The sequence below is a fragment of the Micromonospora auratinigra genome, from assembly GCF_900089595.1.
Lineage (GTDB): Bacteria > Actinomycetota > Actinomycetes > Mycobacteriales > Micromonosporaceae > Micromonospora > Micromonospora auratinigra.
Window position 1 is genome coordinate 6,659,461 of record NZ_LT594323.1, and the last position, 18,518, is coordinate 6,677,978.

The following is an 18,518-nucleotide window of genomic DNA, read 5'->3' on the forward strand; positions in this document are numbered from 1 at the left end:
GGTGGCGACGATGGCGGCAGGCCAGGACCGGGAGAAGGCGCTCGACCTTGCTCTCGCTCAGATCGACAAGCAGTTCGGCAAGGGTTCGGTGATGCGGCTGGGGGAGCGGCCGGTGGTGCAGACCGCCGTCATCCCGACCAGCTCCATCGCGCTCGACGTGGCGCTCGGCGTGGGCGGCCTGCCCCGGGGCCGGGTCGTGGAGATCTACGGTCCCGAGTCCAGCGGTAAGACCACCGTGGCCCTGCACGCCGTGGCGAACGCCCAGCGGGCCGGCGGCATCGCCGCCTTCATCGACGCCGAGCACGCGCTCGACCCGGAGTACGCGAAGGCCCTCGGCGTCGACACCGACGCGCTGCTGGTCTCCCAGCCGGACACCGGCGAGCAGGCGCTGGAGATCGCCGACATGCTGGTCCGCTCCGGCGCCATCGACATCATCGTGATCGACTCGGTGGCGGCCCTCGTGCCGCGCGCCGAGATCGAGGGTGAGATGGGCGACAGCCACGTGGGTCTCCAGGCCCGGCTGATGAGCCAGGCGCTGCGGAAGATCACCGGTGTGCTCAACAACACCGGCACCACGGCGATCTTCATCAACCAGCTCCGCGAGAAGATCGGCGTGATGTTCGGCAGCCCGGAGACCACCACCGGTGGTCGGGCGCTGAAGTTCTACGCCTCGGTCCGGCTCGACGTGCGCCGCATCGAGAGCCTCAAGGACGGCACCGACGTGGTCGGTAACCGCACCCGGGTCAAGGTCGTGAAGAACAAGGTCGCCGCGCCGTTCAAGCAGGCCGAGTTCGACATCATGTACGGCAAGGGCATCTCCCGCGAGGGCTCGCTGATCGACGTCGGCGTGGAGCAGGCGATCATCCGCAAGTCGGGCGCCTGGTACACCTACGACGGCGACCAGCTCGGCCAGGGCAAGGAGAAGGCCCGCGAGTTCCTGCGGGAGAACCCGGACGTGGCCGCCGAGATCGAGAAGAAGATCCTGGAGAAGCTCGGCGTCGGCACCGGCGCGGGCGACGCCGCCGGTGGCCCGGAGCTGCCGCCGGTCGACTTCTGATCCGCTGATCAGTGGCAGGACGACGCGCCCGCACGGGGCGGGGCTGGGATGCCGGTCCGCCCCGGGCGGGGGACGCTGACGCCACGCCCCGGCCCCGCCGGGGACGCCGGGGACGGGCCGCCGAGCCGGACGCGGAGCAGGCCCCCGCCCCGCCCCGGGACGAGGGTGAGGTGGCCCGGGAGATCTGCCTGCGGCAGCTCGCGGTCCGCCCGCGTACCCGGGCGGAGCTGGCCGGCGCGCTGGCCAAGCGGGGCATCTCCGAGGAGACCGCCGCGCTGGTCCTCGACCGGTACGACGAGGTCGGCATCATCGACGACGCCGCCTTCGCCCGTGCCTGGGTCAGCAGCCGGCACACCGGCCGAGGGCTGTCCCGGCGGGCGCTGGCCAACGAGCTGCGCCAGCGGGGCGTCGACGGCGAGGTGGCCAGCGAGGCCCTCGGCGAGCTGGACGAGGAGACCGAGGCGGAGACCGCCCGCACCCTGGTCGAGCGGAAGCTGCGTACGGCCCGGGGCGAACCCGACGCGGTGTTCCGACGCCTCGTCGGCATGCTGGCCCGCAAGGGCTACCCGCCGGGGGTGGCGATCCGGGCGGTGAAGGACGCGCTGGCCGCGCAGAGTGCCGAGGCGGCCGAGTTCGCCGAGCACATCGACACCGACGCGCTCGCCGACGCCGAGACCGACCTCGACCGTGAGTCCCGGCCGCTCGACTGACCCGGGCCGGGGGGCCGCGACCGGGCCCGGACAGCTCACGACCGACCTCCGGAGGGACCGGTACGGATGCTGAAGGCCTGCCTCAATGGCGGACGGCGGCGGGCGGAGCACGCCGGCGTGCCGATCACCGCGGCCGAGCTGGCCGCCGACGCCGTCCGGTGCGCGGCCGCCGGGGTGGCGGCCGTGCACGTGCACCCCCGCGACGAGACGGGTGACGAGTCCCTCGCCCCGGCCGTGATCGCCGAGGCGGTCACCGCGATCCGGGCCGCTCGGCCGGGCCTGCCCGTCGGGGTGAGCACCGGGGCCTGGATCGTGCCGGACCCGGCCGCCCGGGTCGTCGCGGTCCGGTCCTGGACGACACTGCCCGACTTCGCCTCGGTGAACGTCCACGAGCCCGGCGCGGCGGCGGTGGCGGCGGCCCTGCACGAGCGGGGCGTCATGGTGGAGGCGGGCATCTGGACCGAGGCGGCGGTCGACGCGTGGCGGCGTTGGTCCGTCCCGGTGGGCCGGATCCTCGTCGAGTGCATGGCGGAGGCGCCCGTGACGGCGTTGGCCGACGCCGACGCCATCCTCGCCGCACTGCCCGCCGACGCTCCGCCGGTGCTGCTGCACGGTGAGGGGCCGGCCGCCTGGCCGGTGCTCGGTGCGGCGGTGCGCCGCGGGCTGGCCACCCGGGTCGGCCTGGAGGACACCCTGGTCCTGCCGGACGGTTCCGCCGCCCCCGGCAACGCCGCCCTGGTGACCGCCGCCCGCCACCTGGGCGCCTGACCCGCCCCACGCGCCCCTACCCCGCCCCACCGGCAACGTCTCCGCCCCGTCCCCGTCCCCGCCGGGGCCCGAGGGCTGTCCGAGCGACGCGACGATCCGGAAGGCGCGCGGTACGTCTCCGGAAGTTGTGGTCTGTCCGGGGCGGGCACGTGACGGAGGGTGGGTGGTGCGGTCCGGGGCGCTGAGCAGGGCGGCGAGGCCGACCGGGGCGCCGGCGGGGGTGGGGTTTGTCCGGCCCTGTCCGGCATATGTTCTGCGCTGTGTGACGCGGCAACTTCTCTCCGTCCGGGTGGTTTGATCATGAGTTCTTGACCGAACCGCCTTCGGAGACCTAGCCTCGCCTTACAGGCTCACTTTGCCCGACCAGCGCAGGCTAAGCGCACAACATAGATCGCGTAACGGAACAGCATCACTTTTGGCCAGCTTCACCGGCCTTTGACGGCAGCTCCGGGCCACCGGCCCGGGGCCGTCCGACAACTGCAACCGGTCGTCGGCGGTACCCGCACAGGGGTGCCGTCGCACGGAAAGCTACCCACGGCCAGCCGCTCGGTCGGGCGTCCAGAGCCGCAGGTCCGTGCCCACGGGCACGCGATCTGCGGTGTTGACGTTCAGGGGAGGCGGCCATGGCGGGGCGGCACAGGTTCACCGGCGGTCCTCCGTACACGTCCGGTCGGTCGTCGCCGGGCGGGCCGCGACGCGGTGGCCGGCGCACGGCACGGCAGTACGCCGGCGCGGCACGGCGGGGCCCGGCGCGGGGCGGAGCGACGGCATGAGGGGCTTCGACGTCGTCCTGCTGGTGGTGGTGCTGTTCCTCGCGGTCGTGGTGGTCGGCGCCGTGGTGTTCGGCGTGCGGACGCTGCGCCAGATCCGGCTCGCGCCGGCCCCCGAGGATCCCGCCTTCATCGCCGAGAAGGACCGGCAGGAGCAGTCCCTGGCAGCGCTGCGGACCGCCGCCGACGAGGCGAACAGCACGATCGACGTGGCGAAGTCGGCGGCCGCGGCGGCGCGGGCCGAGGCGGCTGCGGCCAAGGCGGAGGCGAAGGCGGCCCGGGCCGAGGCCCGCCGGGTGCTGGACGACGCCCGGGCCGAGGCGGACACCGTGCTGGAACGGGCGCACAAGCAGGCGGAGGTGGACGCCGAGCAGCTCCGCACCACCGCCCGGCGCAGCGGCGAGCGGGAGGTGGCGGTGCTCGCCGCGACCACCCGCGAGCAGGCCGCCGAGGTGGAGCGCCGGGCGACCCGAATGGACGAGCGGGAGCGTCTGCACACCGAGGAGGTGGAGCGGCTCGCCGAGCGGGAACGCCAGCTCACCGCGGCCAGCGCCGCCCTCGCCGCGCGGGAGGCCACGCTGGTCGAGCGGGAGCAGGCCGTCGCCGAGGCGGAGGAGCAGCGCCGCCGCGAGCTGGAGCGGGTGGCCGGGCTGACCGCCGACGCGGCCCGCCTGGAGCTGGTCGAGTCGATCGAGGGACAGGCGAAGCGGGAGGCCGCGCTGCTGGTGCGCGACATCGAGGCGGACGCCCGGGGCACCGCCGAGCAGCGGGCCCGGCACATCGTCGTGGACGCCATCCAGCGGGTCGCCAGCGAGCAGACCGCGGAGAGCGTGGTCAGCGTGCTGCACCTGCCCGGCGACGAGATGAAGGGCCGGATCATCGGCCGGGAGGGGCGCAACATCCGCGCCTTCGAGTCGGTGACCGGGGTCAACCTGATCATCGACGACACCCCCGAGGCGGTCCTGCTCTCCTGCTTCGACCCGGTCCGCCGCGAGGTCGGCCGGCTCACCCTGGAGAAGCTGGTGCTGGACGGTCGGATCCACCCGCACCGGATCGAGGAGGTCTACGACCTGGCCCGCCACGAGGTGGAGGAGCTCTGCCAGCGGGCCGCCGAGGACGCCCTGGTCGAGGTCGGCATCACCGAGATCCATCCCGAGCTGGTCGGCCTGCTCGGCCGGCTGCGCTACCGCACCTCGTACGGGCAGAACGTGCTCAAGCACCTGGTGGAGACCGCGCACATCGCCGGGATCATGGCCGCCGAGCTGCGGCTGGACGTGCCGACCATCAAGCGCTGCGCGTTCCTGCACGACATCGGCAAGGCGCTCACCCACGAGGTGGAGGGCAGCCACGCCATCATCGGCGCGGACCTGGCCCGCAAGTACGGCGAGAGCGAGGACGTGGTGCACGCCATCGAGGCGCACCACAACGAGGTGCCGCCGCAGACCATCGAGGCGGTGCTCACCCAGGCGTCCGACGCCTGCTCGGGCGGCCGGCCGGGGGCCCGGCGGGAGAGCCTGGAGGCGTACGTGAACCGGCTGGAGCGGATCGAGGAGATCGCCGCCGGCAAGCTCGGGGTGGAGAAGGTCTTCGCGATGCAGGCGGGCCGGGAGATCCGGGTGATGGTCAAGCCGGAGGACGTCGACGACATCGGTGCGGCGGTGCTCGCCCGGGACGTGGCGAAGCAGATCGAGGAGGAGCTGACCTACCCGGGTCAGATCCGGGTCACCGTGGTCCGCGAGTCCCGGGTCACCGAGATCGCCCGCTGACCGGACCGGAAACGCCGACGGGCGGGTGGGGCAGCCGCCCCACCCGCCCGTCGCGTACTCCGGGTCAGACCATCCGGCTGGCCGCGCCGGCGTCACCGTCGGTCTGCGCCGCCGGCACCGGCCGCGCGGCGGTGCGCGGTAGCCGGGTGAGCCGGCGCTGCAACCACCAGGCCAGGATCGACAGCAGCCCGCAGATCGAGATGTAGATGGCCGCGACGATCAGGTACGTCGGGACGTACGGCAGGCCGAACGCCAGCCGGCCACCGATCTGCTTGCCGACGAAGAGCAGCTCCGGGTACGTGATGATGAAGCCCAGCGCGGTGTCCTTGAGCAGCACCACGAGCTGGCTCACGATCGCCGGCAGCATCGACCGGAACGCCTGCGGCAGCAGGATCAGCCGCAGCACCTGGTTCTTGCGCAGGCCGATCGCGTAGGCGCCCTCGGTCTGCCCGTAGGGCACCGCGTTGATGCCGGCGCGGAAGATCTCCGCCAGCACCGAGCCGTTGTAGAGCGTCAGGCCGATCACCAGCGCCCACAGCTTGTCGATGGACCAGCCGTACTGCAACGGCACGTAGTAGCCGAAGAAGATCAGGATCAGCAGCGGGATGGCCCGGAACAGCTCCACCACGAAGGTGGCCGGGGCGCGCAGCAGCCACTTGTCGCTCAGCCGGGCACCGGCGAAGACCGCGCCGAAGAGCAGCGCCAGCACGGTGGCGATGCCGGCGGCCTTCAGCGTCGCCCAGAGGCCGGCGAGCAGCTCACGCTGCACCGCCGCGTACTGGAACTGCTCCCACTTGCGGGCCTCGAACTGGCCGGTCGCGTTGAACTTGTAGATCACGAAGGCGACCAGCGCGACGATCGCGGCGATCGACGCGATACCGAGGACCCGGTTGCGCAGCCGGGCCCGGGGCCCCGGCAGGTCATAGAGAACCGAGCTCATCGGCGGCACCTTCCGTTCGCGACTGCGGGGCTCGCAAGCTCGCTCCTCGCGCTCACCGGGCCACCGCCCACTTGCGCTCGAGGAACCGCTGGAGCGCCACCAGCGGGATGATCAGGATCAGGAAGCCGATCACGATCCAGGTGAGCACGGCCATCTGCGGCTCACCCCGCTCCGACATGTACGCCGGGATCGCGCCGGCCTCGACCACCGAGAAGCCGGCGGCGATCGTGGTGTTCTTCAGCATCGCGATCAGCACGCTCATCAGCGGCGGGACCATGGCCCGCAGCGCCTGCGGCAGCACGATCAGCGTCAGCACCTGGCTGAAGCTCATGCCCAGCGCGCGGGCCGCCTCGGCCTGCCCGGTCGCCACCGTGTTCACGCCGGAGCGGACCACCTCGCAGATGAAGGCGGCGGTGTAGATCGTCAGTGCGATGCAGGCGCTGGGGAAGTAGTCGATGTTCACGTCCAGCTTCGGCACGGCGAAGACGAGGAACGCGAAGACCAGGGTCAGCGGGGTGTTGCGGATGATGTTGACGTACGTGGCGCCGAACGCCCGCAGCGCCGGCACCGGGGAGACCCGCATCGCGCCGAGCAGCGTACCGAGGACGAGGCTGCCGACGGCGGCGATCAGGAAGAGCTGGACGGTGGTGGTGAAGCCGTCGAGGAACACCTGCTTGTTGTCCGTCAGGACGCGGAGGAACTCGCCCATGCCTCGCTCTCACTCTCTCGGACGGGACCGGGCGGGGAGCGGCGCTCCCCGCCCGGTGTCGCGTCGGGCCGTCAGTACCGCTCGAGCGGCGGCGGGGTCGCCGACGAGCCGGACTTGCCGAGGGTGCCGTCGTAGACCTTCTGCCAGGTGCCGTCCTTGAACGCCGCCTCGATCTGGTCGTTGACGTAGTCCCGGAAGGCCTTGTCGTCCTTGGGCAGGCCGATGCCGTACTTCTCGGTGCTGAACGGCTTGCCGACGACCTTCAGCTCGTCCGGGTTCTGCGCGGCGTAGCCCTTGAGGATCGCGTCGTCGGTGGTGACGGCGTCGACCTTCTTGTCGAGCAGCTGCGAGACGCACTCGGAGTAGGTCTTGAACTCGACGATGTTGCTGTCCTCGGTCAGCTTCTCGTCCCGGATCCGCTGGATCGGGGTGGAGCCGGTGGCCGAGCAGACCTTCTTGCCCTTGAGGGTCTCCTTGCCGGTGATCGACGACTCGTCCTTGCGGACCAGCAGGTCCTGGCCGGCGATGAAGTACGGGCCGGCGAAGGAGACGTCGTTCTTGCGCTTGTCGGTGATCGAGTAGGTGCCGACGTAGTAGTCGATCTCCCCGCCCTTGATCGCGGTCTCCCGGTTGGCGGAGGCGATCTCCTTGTACTCGATCTTCGCCGGGTCGACGCCGAGCGTGCTGGCGACGTACTGGGCGATCTCGACGTCGAAGCCGCAGCGCTTGCCCTGGGCGTCCTTGTAGCCGAGGTTCGGCTGGTCGAACTTCACGCCGATGGTGACCTTGCCGGCGGTCTTGATCTTCTGAAAGGTCGGGCTGCCGGCGACGTTCGCGTCCGCCTTGGGGGTGAAGGTCACGCCGGAGCTCTTGCAGTCGTCGCCCTGGGCGGCGCCGCTGGCGTTGCCGCCGCTCGGCGTCGGGTTCCCCTCCTTGCCGCACGCGGCGGCCGAGAGGGCGAGGGAGGCCATCATGGCGACCGCCGCCACGCGCTTGTAACGCATACTCATCTCCTTCTTCGACGGAGCCCGCCGGGGGACGGCGCGCTCCAACTACGGACGCTCAGTGCGTGAGGATCTTGGAGAGGAAGTCCTTGGCCCGGTCGCTGCGCGGGTTCGCGAAGAACTCGGCCGGCGGGGCGTCCTCGACGAGCTTGCCGTCCGCCATGAAGATCACCCGGTTCGCCGCGTGCCGGGCGAAGCCCATCTCGTGGGTGACCACGACCATGGTCATGCCGTCGCGGGCCAGCGAGGTCATCACGTCGAGCACCTCGCCGACCATCTCCGGGTCGAGCGCGCTGGTCGGCTCGTCGAAGAGCATCGCCTTGGGCTGCATGGCCAGCGCGCGGGCGATCGCGACCCGCTGCTGCTGACCGCCGGAGAGCTGCGCCGGGTACTTGTCCGCCTGGTTGGCGATGCCCACCCGGTCCAGCAGGGCCAGGCCGCGCTCGCGGACGGCGGCCGGCTTCTCCTTGCGGACCTTGATCGGGCCCAGCGTCACGTTCTCCAGGATGGTCTTGTGCGCGAAGAGGTTGAACGACTGGAAGACCATGCCGACCTCGCTGCGCAGCTTGGCCAGGGCCTTGCCCTCGGCCGGCAGCGGGGTGCCGTCGAACGTGATGGTGCCCGAGTTGATCGGCTCCAGCCGGTTGATGGCGCGGCAGAGCGTCGACTTGCCGGAGCCGGACGGGCCGATCACCACGACCACCTCGCCCCGGCCGACGGAGAGTGAGACGTCGTCGAGCACGTGCAGCGGGCCGAACCACTTGTTGACCCCGTCCAGCACGATGAGCGGTTCGCCCGTGGTCACCTCGTCCACCGTCCCTGCCGTCCGTTGCGGAAAAGCCGGGGTCGGTCGAGCCCCGGTCCGGCCACTGTAGGCGGGGTGACAAGGCGGAACGCAACTCGAACGGTCACGGACCGGTAACACCGGTCACCGGCGTGCCCAACCGTCCGAATTCCGTCACGATCGGGGCCGCCCGAGTGGCGGACCCGGCACCGGGCGGAGATCATGAGGGGATGACCGACCCGCTCCGGCTGACCGATTACGCCCGCGGTGGCGGCTGCGCCTGCAAGATCCCGCCGGGCGAGCTGGAGGCCATGGTCGCCGGCCTGAGCCCGGCCACCGGCGTGGCCGAGCTGCTGGTCGGGCTGGAGCACGGCGACGACGCCGCGGTGATCCGGCTGGACGAGCGCACCGGCCTGGTCAGCACCGCCGACTTCTTCACCCCGGTGGTGGACGACGCGTACGACTGGGGCCGGATCGCCGCCGCCAACGCGCTCTCCGACGTGTACGCCATGGGCGGCACCCCGCTGGTCGCGCTGAACCTGCTCTGCTGGCCCCGGGAGACGTTGCCGCTGGAGCTGGCCCGGGAGGTGCTGCGGGGCGGTCAGGACGTGGCCCGGGAGGCCGGCTGTCACCTGGCCGGCGGGCACAGCGTGGACGACGACGGCCCGAAGTACGGCCTGGCCGTCACCGGGGTGGTCCGCCCCGAGGAGCTGATCACCCTGGACGCCGGCCGGGCCGGCCTGCCGCTGTCGCTGACCAAGCCGCTCGGCGTGGGGGTGCTCAACACCCGGCACAAGCGCACCGGCGAACGCTTCGCCGAGGCGGTCGACTCGATGGCCCGACTGAACCGGGACGCGGCGCGCGCCGCGGTGGCCGCCGGGATCCGGTGCGGCACCGACGTGACCGGCTTCGGGCTGCTCGGGCACGCCTCGAAGCTGGCCCGGGCCAGCCGGCTCACCGTGTCGATCGACGCGGCGGCGGTGCCGTACCTGCCGGGGGCGCGGGAGGCGCTGCGCGACGGGTACGTCAGCGGCGGCACCCGGCGCAACCTCGACTGGGTGACCCCGTGGAGCGACTTCGGCGGCCTCGACGAGTCCGAGCGGCTGCTGCTGGCCGACGCGCAGACCTCCGGCGGCCTGCTGGTCGCGGGCGAGGTCCCCGGGGGCACGGTGATCGGTGAGCTGCTGCCGGCGAGCGGGCACCTGATCCGGGTCCGCTGACCGTCGCCGCGCCCCCGCCCGGCCTGCCGGAGCCGCTGGCTGACCCGGCCGGAGCTGCGCGCCGGAGCGCCGGGCCGCGCCGCCGGCCGGCCACCGCGCGGACTGTCCGCGGCGGCGGCCGGACCGGCCGGTGATCACCGCCACGTGGGCCCGGAGGCCCGGCGATTCCTGCCGCGGCGGCGGCACGATACCCGATAAACTGTCATCTTCCCGCTACTCGGAGCAACGTCGCCCGAGGAAATTTTGCCCGGAATGGTCACAGACCGGTAACTTGCCCCCGGCTGAGGTCATATGCCCCCCACCATCGTGAGTAAGGCCCGATCCGGAGGCCGGTGGGACGAGCACAGCGAGGAGGCGGCATGACCGAGCTGTGGAACTGGAGAATCGACGGCGCGGCGCCCGCGGAGGTATACCCGGCGCTGGCCGAGGCGCTCGGCCGGGTGGTGATGCCCCTCGCCGTCGCCGACCCGGTCCGACTGCCCGCGTACGCGGTGGTCTGCGACGTGTGGGAGGCGCCGGGGGTGTACGGCACCGTGGTCGACTGCTACGGCGTGCCCGAGCGGCTGCCCGAGCTGCCGAGCATCGCGGCGCTGGCCCGACTGCTGGACCGCAACTGCCTGATGCGCGACGACACCCTCGACGCCGGGCGGCACCTGCTGGTGGCGCCGGACGGCACGATCCGCCCGGTGCACTTCGACGTGGTCGAGACCGACGACGGCGAGGTGCTCAGCGACCAGCGGCTCTGCACGTCGGCCGACCCCGGCTGCCGGGGCTGGTCGCGGTGCCACCGCTCGCGCTGGGCGCCCGACTCGGTCGCCCCCGCCCTCGCCGCCGCCTGACCCGTCGGCGGGGCGCGCCGGTCAGCCCCGGCCCGGGGTGGACCGGCCGCGGACGACCAACTGGTCGAGCAGGGTCGCCGTGGCGGCGACCACCGCGTCCACCGCCGCGTGGAACGCCTCGGCGTTGTGCGCGGCGGGGGCGCGGAATCCGGAGATCTTCCGGACGTACTGCAACGCCGCCGCGCGGACGTCCTCCTCGGTCACCACCGGGACGTACGGCTCACGCAGGGTCTTGATGCTGCGGCACACGGCTCCTCCTCGTTCGTTCCGATCGACTCCACCCGGATACGCTGTCCGGGTCATGACTACCGCAGCCGCGGGCAGCCCGCGCACCTACCAGGTGCGCACGTACGGCTGCCAGATGAACGTGCACGACTCCGAGCGCATCTCAGGCCTGCTCGAACAGGCCGGGTACGTGCGCGCTCCCGAGGCCGACGAGCAGCCCGACGTGGTGGTGTTCAACACCTGCGCGGTCCGGGAGAACGCCGACAACCGGCTCTACGGCAACCTCGGTCATCTGCGCCCCGTGAAGAACAAGCACCCGGGGATGCAGATCGCCGTCGGCGGCTGCCTGGCCCAGAAGGACCGCGGCGAGATCGTCCGCAAGGCGCCCTGGGTGGACGTCGTCTTCGGCACCCACAACATCGGCTCGCTGCCGGTGCTGCTGGAGCGGGCCCGGCACAACGCCGCCGCCGAGGTGGAGATCCTGGAGTCCCTCGACGTCTTCCCCTCGACGCTGCCCACCCGGCGCGAGTCGACGTACGCCGGCTGGGTGTCGATCTCGGTCGGCTGCAACAACACCTGCACGTTCTGCATCGTGCCCTCCCTGCGCGGCAAGGAGAAGGACCGCCGCCCCGGCGACATCCTCTCCGAGGTGCGCGCCCTGGTCGACGAGGGTGTGCTGGAGGTGACCCTGCTCGGGCAGAACGTCAACTCCTACGGCGTCGAGTTCGGCGACCGGTACGCCTTCGGCAAGCTGCTGCGCGCCTGTGGCGACATCGACGGGCTGGAGCGGGTCCGGTTCACCAGCCCGCACCCGAAGGACTTCACCGACGACGTGATCGCCGCGATGGCCGAGACGCCCAACGTCTGCCACTCGCTGCACATGCCGTTGCAGTCCGGCTCGGACGACGTGCTCAAGGCGATGCGCCGCTCGTACCGGTCGGAGAAGTACCTCGGCATCATCTCCAAGGTCCGGGCGGCGATGCCGGACGCGGCGATCACCACCGACATCATCGTCGGCTTCCCCGGCGAGACCGAGGCCGACTTCCAGCGCACCCTCGACGTGGTGCGCGAGGCGCGGTTCTCCTCGGCCTTCACCTTCCAGTACTCCAAGCGCCCCGGCACCCCGGCCGCGACCATGGACGGCCAGCTGCCCAAGCAGGTCGTGCAGGAACGCTACGAGCGGCTGATCGCATGCGTCGAGGAGATCACCTGGGCGGAGAACAGGAAGCTGGTCGGCGAGACCGTCGAGGTGCTGGTCGCCGTCGGCGAGGGCCGCAAGGACGAGCGCACCGGCCGGATGTCCGGCCGGGCCCGTGACGGCCGCCTCGTCCACTTCGCGACGGGGGGTCTGGCCGGGCAGATCCGCCCCGGCGACATCGTGCACACCACGATCAGCTACGCCGCGCCGCACCACCTCAACGCCGACGGGGAGCCGCTGTCGCACCGGCGTACCCGGGCCGGTGACGCCGCCGAGGCGGGGCGCGCCCCGCGTACCCCCGGGGTGGTGCTGGGACTGCCGACGATCGGCGCGCCGGCCGCGGCGCCCGCGCCCACCGGCGGCTGCGCCGCGCACTGACCGACCCGTCGACGGCCGGGACCTCCACGCGGAGGCCCCGGCCGTCGTGGTTCTAGCAGGTGGCGCCGTTGAGCTTCACGCCGCCCGGCGCGGACGCCGTGCCGTTGGCGGTGAAGCCGATGGTCACCGAGGCGCCCGGCGCGAGGGTCTTCGCCCAGTCGGGGGCGGCGGCGGTGACGGTCGTGCCGGACTGCGTGACGGTGGCGTTCCAGCCGCTGGCCAGGGTCACCCCGGACGGCCAGGTCCAGGTCGCCGACCACGGGTTCAGCGTGCCGGTGCCGGTGTTCTTGACGGTCAGCTCGCCCTGGAAGCCGCCGGCCCAGGCGTTGACCTGCTTGTACGTCGCCGTGCAGCCACCCGTCGGGGCGGGCGTGGTCGGGGCGGGCGTGGTCGGCGGCGGCGTGGTCGGGGCCGGCGTGGTGGGTGCCGGCGAGGTGTTCGGGGTGCCGGTCGGCGACGGGCCGCCGGTGCTGCCGCCACCGGTCGGCGGGATCAGGTACGGCTGGATGATGTCCTGCTTGGCCTGGTTGATGGTGGTCCAGTCGTCGTTGGCGATGCCGCCGGTGTCACCCGAGTTCGGGTTCCACGACCAGTAGGTGAACGACATCCCGTTCACCCCGCTGCCGGTGTACGCCAGCAGGTTCTGCAGCCAGACCTTGTCCTTCGGGTCCTGGAGCGTGGTGCCGAACTCGCCCATCATGATCGGCGCGATGTTCTGCTTGTAGAGGTAGCCCCAGTACTTGTCCCAGATCGCCGGCATGTTCGCCGGGTAGGTCGGGTCGTCGAACCAGGCCTGGTGGTAGACCGAGGTGGCGTACTCGTGCGGCGAGTAGACCAGCCGGTTGGCCACGTTCAGCCGGACCGGGAACTGTCCGGCCTTGGAGAGGTTGCCACCCCACCAGCCGCAGTCCTCGTCGTTGCTGGTGTCGCCGTCCCAGACGTTCGACAGGCCGCCGCTGGGGCAGCTCACGCCCTCCACGAAGATCAGCCAGTTGGGCTGCACGCCGAGGATCGCGTTGCCGGCCCGCTCGGCGGCCAGTCGCCAGTCCCGGGCGGTGTCGCCGCAGCCCCAGCAGGCGCCGGTGGCGGCCGGGTTGGTGCCCTCGGCGTGCGGCTCGTTGTGCAGGTCCGCGCCGATCACCGTCGGGTTGTTCGCGTACCGCTGGGCCATCATCTTCCAGTCGGCGATCCAGGTCGCCTCGGAGACGGTCGAGGTGTACCAGAGCGGTGACTGGCCGGCCGAGGTGGGCCGGTGCCGGTCCAGGATGATCCGCATGCCCTTGCTGCCGGCGTAGTCGACGACCTTGTCCAGGATCTGCAGCGGGGAGAGCCCCACCAGGTCCGGGTTGACGAAGTCGTTGATCCCGCTGGCCGTCGCGCCCGGCTTCACCGCGTCGTCGGACCACGGGACGCGCAACGTGTTGTAGCCGAGCCGGGCCATCGTGTCGAGCTGGCCGCGCCACGGGTTGCTCGACCACAGACCGTGGAAGGTCTTGTTGTCGGTCTCCATGCCGAACCAGTTGATGCCGGTGAGCCGGACGGTGGCCCCCGTGCTGTCGATGATCTTGTTGCCGCTGGTGTGCAGGTAGCCGGTGCCGGTCCCCGCGGTCGCGGCGGCGGCCGGGGTGGTGCTGACGGCGGCGGCGACGAGGACGCCGGCTGCGGCGGTGGCGAGCGCGGTGAGCGCGCCGCCGAGGGCGGTGGGTCGGTGCATGGGAGCTCCACTTCGGATGCCCGCGCGGCGCAGCCGCCGCGGACGGTGAGACCAGGAAGGACGGCCCGCTCGTCATCGAGTACGCGCCACAGCGCGCATCGGGCCGTGTCACGTGGACGGCCGCTCGCGAAGGGGAGCACCGACGCTCTCCGACGGCGGGATCGCGCCGTCGGTGCCCTCGTGCCGGTGCCGGAACCTGGCTCCGCCGCCCATTCTGATCAGCCCATCCCGATGCGTCAACACGCAGCCCTCATCCCACCCGGGACACCGCTTTCCCCCCCACCCCACCCCGCACCCCGGGCCGCTGGTTCACGGAAAGAGTTCCTCTGGGGCGGTGGACGACCACTCTTTCCGTGAATCAGTGGAGAGAGGGTGGATGCGCGGAAGCCCCCGGCGCCGTGGGCGCCGGGGGCTTCCGGAGTGGATCGGGGGTCAGCCGGCCTGTTCGGCGAGCTGGAGGAACTGCCGCTTCGAGGCGAGCGCCTGCTCGGCCTCCTTGACCCGGCGGGCATCCCCGGCGGCCTGGGCGCGGGCCAGCCGCTCCTCGGCCTCGGCGACCTGCGCCCGCATCTGGGCCAGCAGCGGGTTGTCCTCCTTGGTGGTCCGGCGCCACGCCGAGTCCATCACCTCGCGGACCTTGTCGTCGACCGCGCGCAGCCGGCGCTCCAGCCCGGCGGCGGCCTCACGCGGCACCCGACCGGCCTCGTGCCACTGGGCCTGGATGTCGCGCAGCTTCGCCTGGGCACCCTTCGGGTCACCGTCGACGTCGAGCGCCTCGGCCTCGGCCAGCAGCGCCTGCTTGCGCTCCAGGTTGGCCCGCTGCTCGTTGTCGCGGGCCGAGAAGACCTCGCTGCGCCGGCTGAAGAAGGCGTCCTGGGCGGCGCGGAACCGTTCCCAGAGCTTCTGCTCGGCCTCCTTGGACGCCCGCGGCGCGGCCTTCCACTGCGTCATCAGCTCCTTGAGCTGGTTGGCGGTGGCCGCCCACTCGGTCGAGTCGGAGAGCTTCTCGGCCTCGGCGACCAGCTCCTCCTTGACCGTCTGCGCCTGCTTGCGCTGCTGGTCCAGGGAGGCGAAGTGGGCGCCCCGGCGGCGGGTGAACCCGTCGCGGGCCGCGGCGAACCGCTTCCACAGCTCACCGTCGGTCTTCTTGTCGACCCCGCGGATCGACTTCCACTCGTCGAGGATCTCCTTGAGCCGGTCGCCGGCGGTCTTCCAGCCGGTCGACTCGGCGGCCAGCTTCTCGGCCTCCTCGACCAGGGCGGTCTTGCGGGCCAGCGCCTCGGTGCGGGCGGCGTCGCGGGCCGCCTTGGCCTCGCCGGCCTTCTCCTCGGCCGTGCCGGCCAGCTTGTCCAGGCGGGCGGCCAGGGCGTCGATGTCGCCCACCACGTGCGCCTCGGGCAGCGAGGCCCGGATCCGCTTGATCGTGGCCAGCGAGTGGCCGGCGTCCGCCGCGCCCGAGTTGAGCCGGGCCTCGGTCAGGTCGACCTCCGTCACCAGGTCGGCGTAGCGGCGGGCGAAGTGGGCGAGCCCCTCCTCCGGGGCCCCCGCCTGCCAGGATCCGACCACCCGCTCGCCCTCGGCGGTCTTGACGTAGACGGTGCCGTCCTCGTCCACCCGTCCGAAGGCAGTCCAGTCGCTCATGTGCCCATCCTCGTTCTCCCGGCGTCGACGGGACTGCCCCCTCGATCGCCGCCACGGCGCAGCAAACTTACTTCCGGCATTGTCACAGGTCCGACCCCGTCCGTGTCGAGCGCCTGTCGTCGACCGTGACCATACGGTGTCGTAGCCACCCGATGACCGGATCGCCCCGGGGACGCACCGGGGGATACGGATAGGTTGGACCGGTGCCACTGGTCGCCGCCGCCGTCTGTCCCCACCCGCCGCTGCTCGTGCCCGAGGTCGCCGGGGCGGCCGCCGCCGAGCTGGACCCGCTCCGCGCCGCCTGCGCCGCGGCCGTGGACCGGCTGCTCGCCGCCGACCCCGAGGAGATCCTGCTGCTCGGCGGGGGAGACGCGCCGGCCCGATTCGGGCCCGGCGACCACGGCTCGCTGGGCGGCTTCGGGCTCGACCTGTCGGTCCCGCTCGGACCGGGTGGGCCGACCGGCCCGGCCAGGTTGCCGCTGAGTCTGACCATCGGGGCCTGGCTGCTCGGCCGCAGCGGCAGCACCCTGCCCCGGTGGGCCTGCGCGGTGGCCGAGGAGGCGTCCCCGGCGCAGTGTGCCGAACTCGGCGGGAGCATCGCCGCCGGGGCGGAACGGCGTACCGCGCTGCTGGTGCTGGGGGACGGGTCGGCCTGCCGCGGCACGAAGGCGCCCGGGTACGACGACCCGCGCGCCGGGGCGTACGACGAGGGGGTGGCCCGGGCCCTGGCCGACGCGGACGTCGACGCCCTGCTCGGCCTGGATCCGGTGCTCTCGGCGCAGCTGCTGGTCGCCGGGCGGGCCGCCTGGCAGGTGCTGGCCGGCGCGGTGCGGGCGGCCGGAGGGGACTGGCGTGGCGAACTGAGCCACCACGAGGCGCCGTACGGCGTGGCCTACCTCGTGGCGAACTGGACGCGCGGATGAGTGGCACCGTGGTCGCCGTGGTCGGCCCGACCGCGGCCGGCAAGTCGGCGCTGAGCATCGCGCTCGCGCACGCCCTCGACGGCGAGGTGGTCAACGCCGACTCGATGCAGCTCTACCGGGGCCTGGACATCGGCACCGCGAAGCTGACCCCGGCCGAGCGCGAGGGGGTGCCGCACCACCTGCTCGACATCTGGGCGGTCACCGAGCCGGCCAGCGTCGCCGAGTACCAGCGGCTGGCCCGCACGGCGGTCGACGACATCCTGGCCCGGGGCCGGGTGCCGCTGCTGGTCGGCGGCTCCGGGCTGTACGTGCGCGCGGTGCTGGAGCAGTTCGAGTTCCCCGGCACCGACCCGGCGGTGCGCGAGCGGCTGGAGGCCGAGCTGGCCGCGACCGGACCGGCGCCGCTGTACGAGCGGCTGCGCGCGGCCGACCCGGACGCGGCGGCGAACATCCTGCCCGGCAACGGCCGGCGGATCGTCCGGGCGCTGGAGGTGATCGAGCTGACCGGCGCGCCCTTCACCGCGTCGCTGCCGCAGCCCACGCCGTACTACCCGTCGGTGCAGGTCGGCGTGGACCTGGGCACCGCGCTGCTGGACGAGCGGATCGCGTTGCGGGTGGACCGGATGTGGGCCGACGGCCTGGTGGACGAGACCCGGGCCCTGGTCGAGGAGGGCCTGCCGGAGGGGCGGACGGCCAGTCGGGCGCTCGGCTACGCGCAGGTGCTGCGCTTCCTGGCCGGGGAGACCTCGGAGGCCGAGGCGCACGACGAGACGATCCGGGCCACCCGCCGGTTCGTCCGCCGGCAGCGCTCCTGGTTCCGGCGCGACCCGCGGATCCACTGGCTCGACTCGGCCGCCCCCGGGTTTGCCGACACTGCCCTGCGGTTGGTCACCGACCATCGGCGATGATGGGGGCGTGGAGTTCACCAAGGGTCACGGCACCGGCAACGACTTCGTCATCCTGCCCGACCCGGACGGGTCGCTCGACCTGACGCCCGGCCTGGTCGCCGCGCTCTGCGACCGGCGGCGAGGGCTCGGGGGCGACGGCGTGCTGCGGGTGGTACGCGCCGCGAAGCACCCTGAGGGGGTGGCCCTGGCCGGCGAGGCCGAGTGGTTCATGGACTACTGGAACTCCGACGGGTCGTTCGCCGAGATGTGCGGCAACGGCGCCCGGGTCTTCGTCCGCTACCTGCTGGAGCGCGGGCTGGCCACCCCGGTCGGCGAGGCACTGCCGGTGGCCACCCGGGCCGGTCTGGTACGGGCCCGGGTCGCGGGGGAGGACATCGCCGTGGAGATGCGGCGCCCCCGGCTGTCCGGCACCGCCACCGCCACCCTGGGCGGGCTGACCCTGGCCGGCGCGGCGGTGGACGTCGGCAACCCGCATCTGGTCTGCGCGGTGCCGGCCGGGTTCGAGCTGCCCGCGCTGGACCTGACCCGGGCGCCGGACGTCGACGCGGCGGTCTTCCCGTCCGGGGTGAACGTGGAGTTCACCGCCCCGGGCGAGCCGGTCGACGGCACCGACGGGCACGTGCTGATGCGGGTCTACGAGCGCGGGTCGGCGGAGACCCTCTCCTGTGGCACCGGCGCCTGCGCGGTCGCCGCGGTGGGCCTGCGCGACGCCGGCCTCGACACCGGCACGATGGCCGTGGACGTCCCCGGTGGCCGCCTCACCGTGACGGTGACCGACGACTCCTGCTGGCTCTCCGGCCCGGCCGTCCTGGTCGCCACCGGCGAACTCACCCCGGCAGCCCTGCGCCCCTGACCCCCGGCCCGTCGGCACCCGGCAGGCCCCACTCCCACTCCCGCTCCCGCTCCCGCGCCCACTCCCGCGATCTTGCACTTTCGGCCCAGGCATTCGGGTCAAATCACCCAC

17 protein-coding genes are annotated in these 18,518 nt (G+C 72.8%); 10 read left to right on the forward strand and 7 right to left on the reverse strand.

What is annotated here, in order from left to right:
• The first annotated feature begins 10 nt into the window (after positions 1-10).
• The 4 genes from recA to rny all read left to right on the forward strand — a co-directional run bounded on the left by recA (position 11) and on the right by rny (position 5,071).
• Positions 11-1,057, forward strand: coding sequence for a recombinase RecA (gene recA / locus GA0070611_RS30445; RefSeq protein ID WP_091673699.1), 1,047 nt, complete (start codon positions 11-13; stop codon positions 1,055-1,057).
• 11 nt (positions 1,058-1,068) lie between these two features.
• On the forward strand, positions 1,069-1,767 hold the full coding sequence (locus GA0070611_RS30450) for a regulatory protein RecX (protein WP_091672047.1): 699 nt from the start codon (positions 1,069-1,071) through the stop codon (positions 1,765-1,767).
• A gap of 66 nt (positions 1,768-1,833) precedes the next feature.
• Positions 1,834-2,535 carry a 3-keto-5-aminohexanoate cleavage protein gene (locus GA0070611_RS30455; protein ID WP_091672049.1) on the forward strand — a complete coding sequence of 234 codons (702 nt, stop codon included), beginning with the start codon at positions 1,834-1,836 and terminating at the stop codon, positions 2,533-2,535.
• Positions 2,536-3,304: 769 nt separating this feature from the next.
• The gene (gene rny, locus GA0070611_RS30460) at positions 3,305-5,071 is read left to right on the forward strand and encodes a ribonuclease Y (RefSeq protein ID WP_091672051.1); all 1,767 of its coding nucleotides are present in this window, start codon (positions 3,305-3,307) and stop codon (positions 5,069-5,071) included.
• 64 nt (positions 5,072-5,135) lie between these two features.
• On the opposite strand, the gene GA0070611_RS30465 is transcribed toward rny, so the two are convergent.
• From GA0070611_RS30465 to GA0070611_RS30480, 4 genes are all read right to left on the reverse strand, one after another.
• Entirely contained in the window at positions 5,136-6,011 is an 876-nt protein-coding gene (locus GA0070611_RS30465) for an amino acid ABC transporter permease (RefSeq protein WP_091673702.1), read from the reverse strand.
• Between the two features lie 52 nt (positions 6,012-6,063).
• Positions 6,064-6,720 carry an amino acid ABC transporter permease gene (locus GA0070611_RS30470; protein WP_091672054.1) on the reverse strand — a complete coding sequence of 219 codons (657 nt, stop codon included), beginning with the start codon at positions 6,718-6,720 and terminating at the stop codon, positions 6,064-6,066.
• 71 nt (positions 6,721-6,791) lie between these two features.
• Positions 6,792-7,724: a glutamate ABC transporter substrate-binding protein gene (locus GA0070611_RS30475; protein ID WP_091672056.1), complete on the reverse strand. Its 933-nt coding sequence runs from the start codon at positions 7,722-7,724 to the stop codon at positions 6,792-6,794.
• Positions 7,725-7,782: 58 nt separating this feature from the next.
• Positions 7,783-8,538 carry an amino acid ABC transporter ATP-binding protein gene (locus GA0070611_RS30480; protein WP_091672059.1) on the reverse strand — a complete coding sequence of 252 codons (756 nt, stop codon included), beginning with the start codon at positions 8,536-8,538 and terminating at the stop codon, positions 7,783-7,785.
• 200 nt (positions 8,539-8,738) lie between these two features.
• Between GA0070611_RS30480 and selD the strand changes: the two genes are divergently transcribed.
• On the forward strand, positions 8,739-9,728 hold the full coding sequence (gene selD, locus GA0070611_RS30485) for a selenide, water dikinase SelD (RefSeq protein WP_091672062.1): 990 nt from the start codon (positions 8,739-8,741) through the stop codon (positions 9,726-9,728).
• Between the two features lie 359 nt (positions 9,729-10,087).
• Entirely contained in the window at positions 10,088-10,567 is a 480-nt protein-coding gene (locus GA0070611_RS30490) for a hypothetical protein (protein WP_091672064.1), read from the forward strand.
• Positions 10,568-10,588: 21 nt separating this feature from the next.
• Here GA0070611_RS30490 and GA0070611_RS30495 read toward each other — a convergent pair whose 3' ends face one another.
• Positions 10,589-10,816 carry a DUF2277 domain-containing protein gene (locus tag GA0070611_RS30495; protein WP_091672067.1) on the reverse strand — a complete coding sequence of 76 codons (228 nt, stop codon included), beginning with the start codon at positions 10,814-10,816 and terminating at the stop codon, positions 10,589-10,591.
• 52 nt (positions 10,817-10,868) lie between these two features.
• On the opposite strand from GA0070611_RS30495, the gene miaB reads away from it, so the two are divergent.
• The gene (gene miaB, locus GA0070611_RS30500; protein ID WP_091672069.1) at positions 10,869-12,368 is read left to right on the forward strand and encodes a tRNA (N6-isopentenyl adenosine(37)-C2)-methylthiotransferase MiaB; all 1,500 of its coding nucleotides are present in this window, start codon (positions 10,869-10,871) and stop codon (positions 12,366-12,368) included.
• 52 nt (positions 12,369-12,420) lie between these two features.
• Here miaB and GA0070611_RS30505 read toward each other — a convergent pair whose 3' ends face one another.
• Both GA0070611_RS30505 and GA0070611_RS30510 read right to left on the reverse strand, forming a co-directional pair.
• Positions 12,421-14,082, reverse strand: coding sequence for a cellulase family glycosylhydrolase (locus tag GA0070611_RS30505; RefSeq protein ID WP_091672071.1), 1,662 nt, complete (start codon positions 14,080-14,082; stop codon positions 12,421-12,423).
• A gap of 432 nt (positions 14,083-14,514) precedes the next feature.
• Positions 14,515-15,723: a DUF349 domain-containing protein gene (locus tag GA0070611_RS30510; RefSeq protein WP_091672073.1), complete on the reverse strand. Its 1,209-nt coding sequence runs from the start codon at positions 15,721-15,723 to the stop codon at positions 14,515-14,517.
• Positions 15,724-15,926: 203 nt separating this feature from the next.
• On the opposite strand from GA0070611_RS30510, the gene GA0070611_RS30515 reads away from it, so the two are divergent.
• The 3 genes from GA0070611_RS30515 to dapF are packed head-to-tail and all read left to right on the forward strand — an operon-like array spanning position 15,927 to position 18,407.
• The gene (locus tag GA0070611_RS30515; RefSeq protein WP_091672075.1) at positions 15,927-16,646 is read left to right on the forward strand and encodes a class III extradiol dioxygenase subunit B-like domain-containing protein; all 720 of its coding nucleotides are present in this window, start codon (positions 15,927-15,929) and stop codon (positions 16,644-16,646) included.
• Positions 16,643-17,554: a tRNA (adenosine(37)-N6)-dimethylallyltransferase MiaA gene (gene miaA, locus GA0070611_RS30520; protein ID WP_091672077.1), complete on the forward strand. Its 912-nt coding sequence runs from the start codon at positions 16,643-16,645 to the stop codon at positions 17,552-17,554. The genes GA0070611_RS30515 and miaA overlap by 4 nt, the downstream gene beginning before the upstream one ends.
• 7 nt (positions 17,555-17,561) lie before the next feature.
• The gene (dapF, locus tag GA0070611_RS30525; protein ID WP_091672080.1) at positions 17,562-18,407 is read left to right on the forward strand and encodes a diaminopimelate epimerase; all 846 of its coding nucleotides are present in this window, start codon (positions 17,562-17,564) and stop codon (positions 18,405-18,407) included.
• Positions 18,408-18,518: the final 111 nt, after the last annotated feature.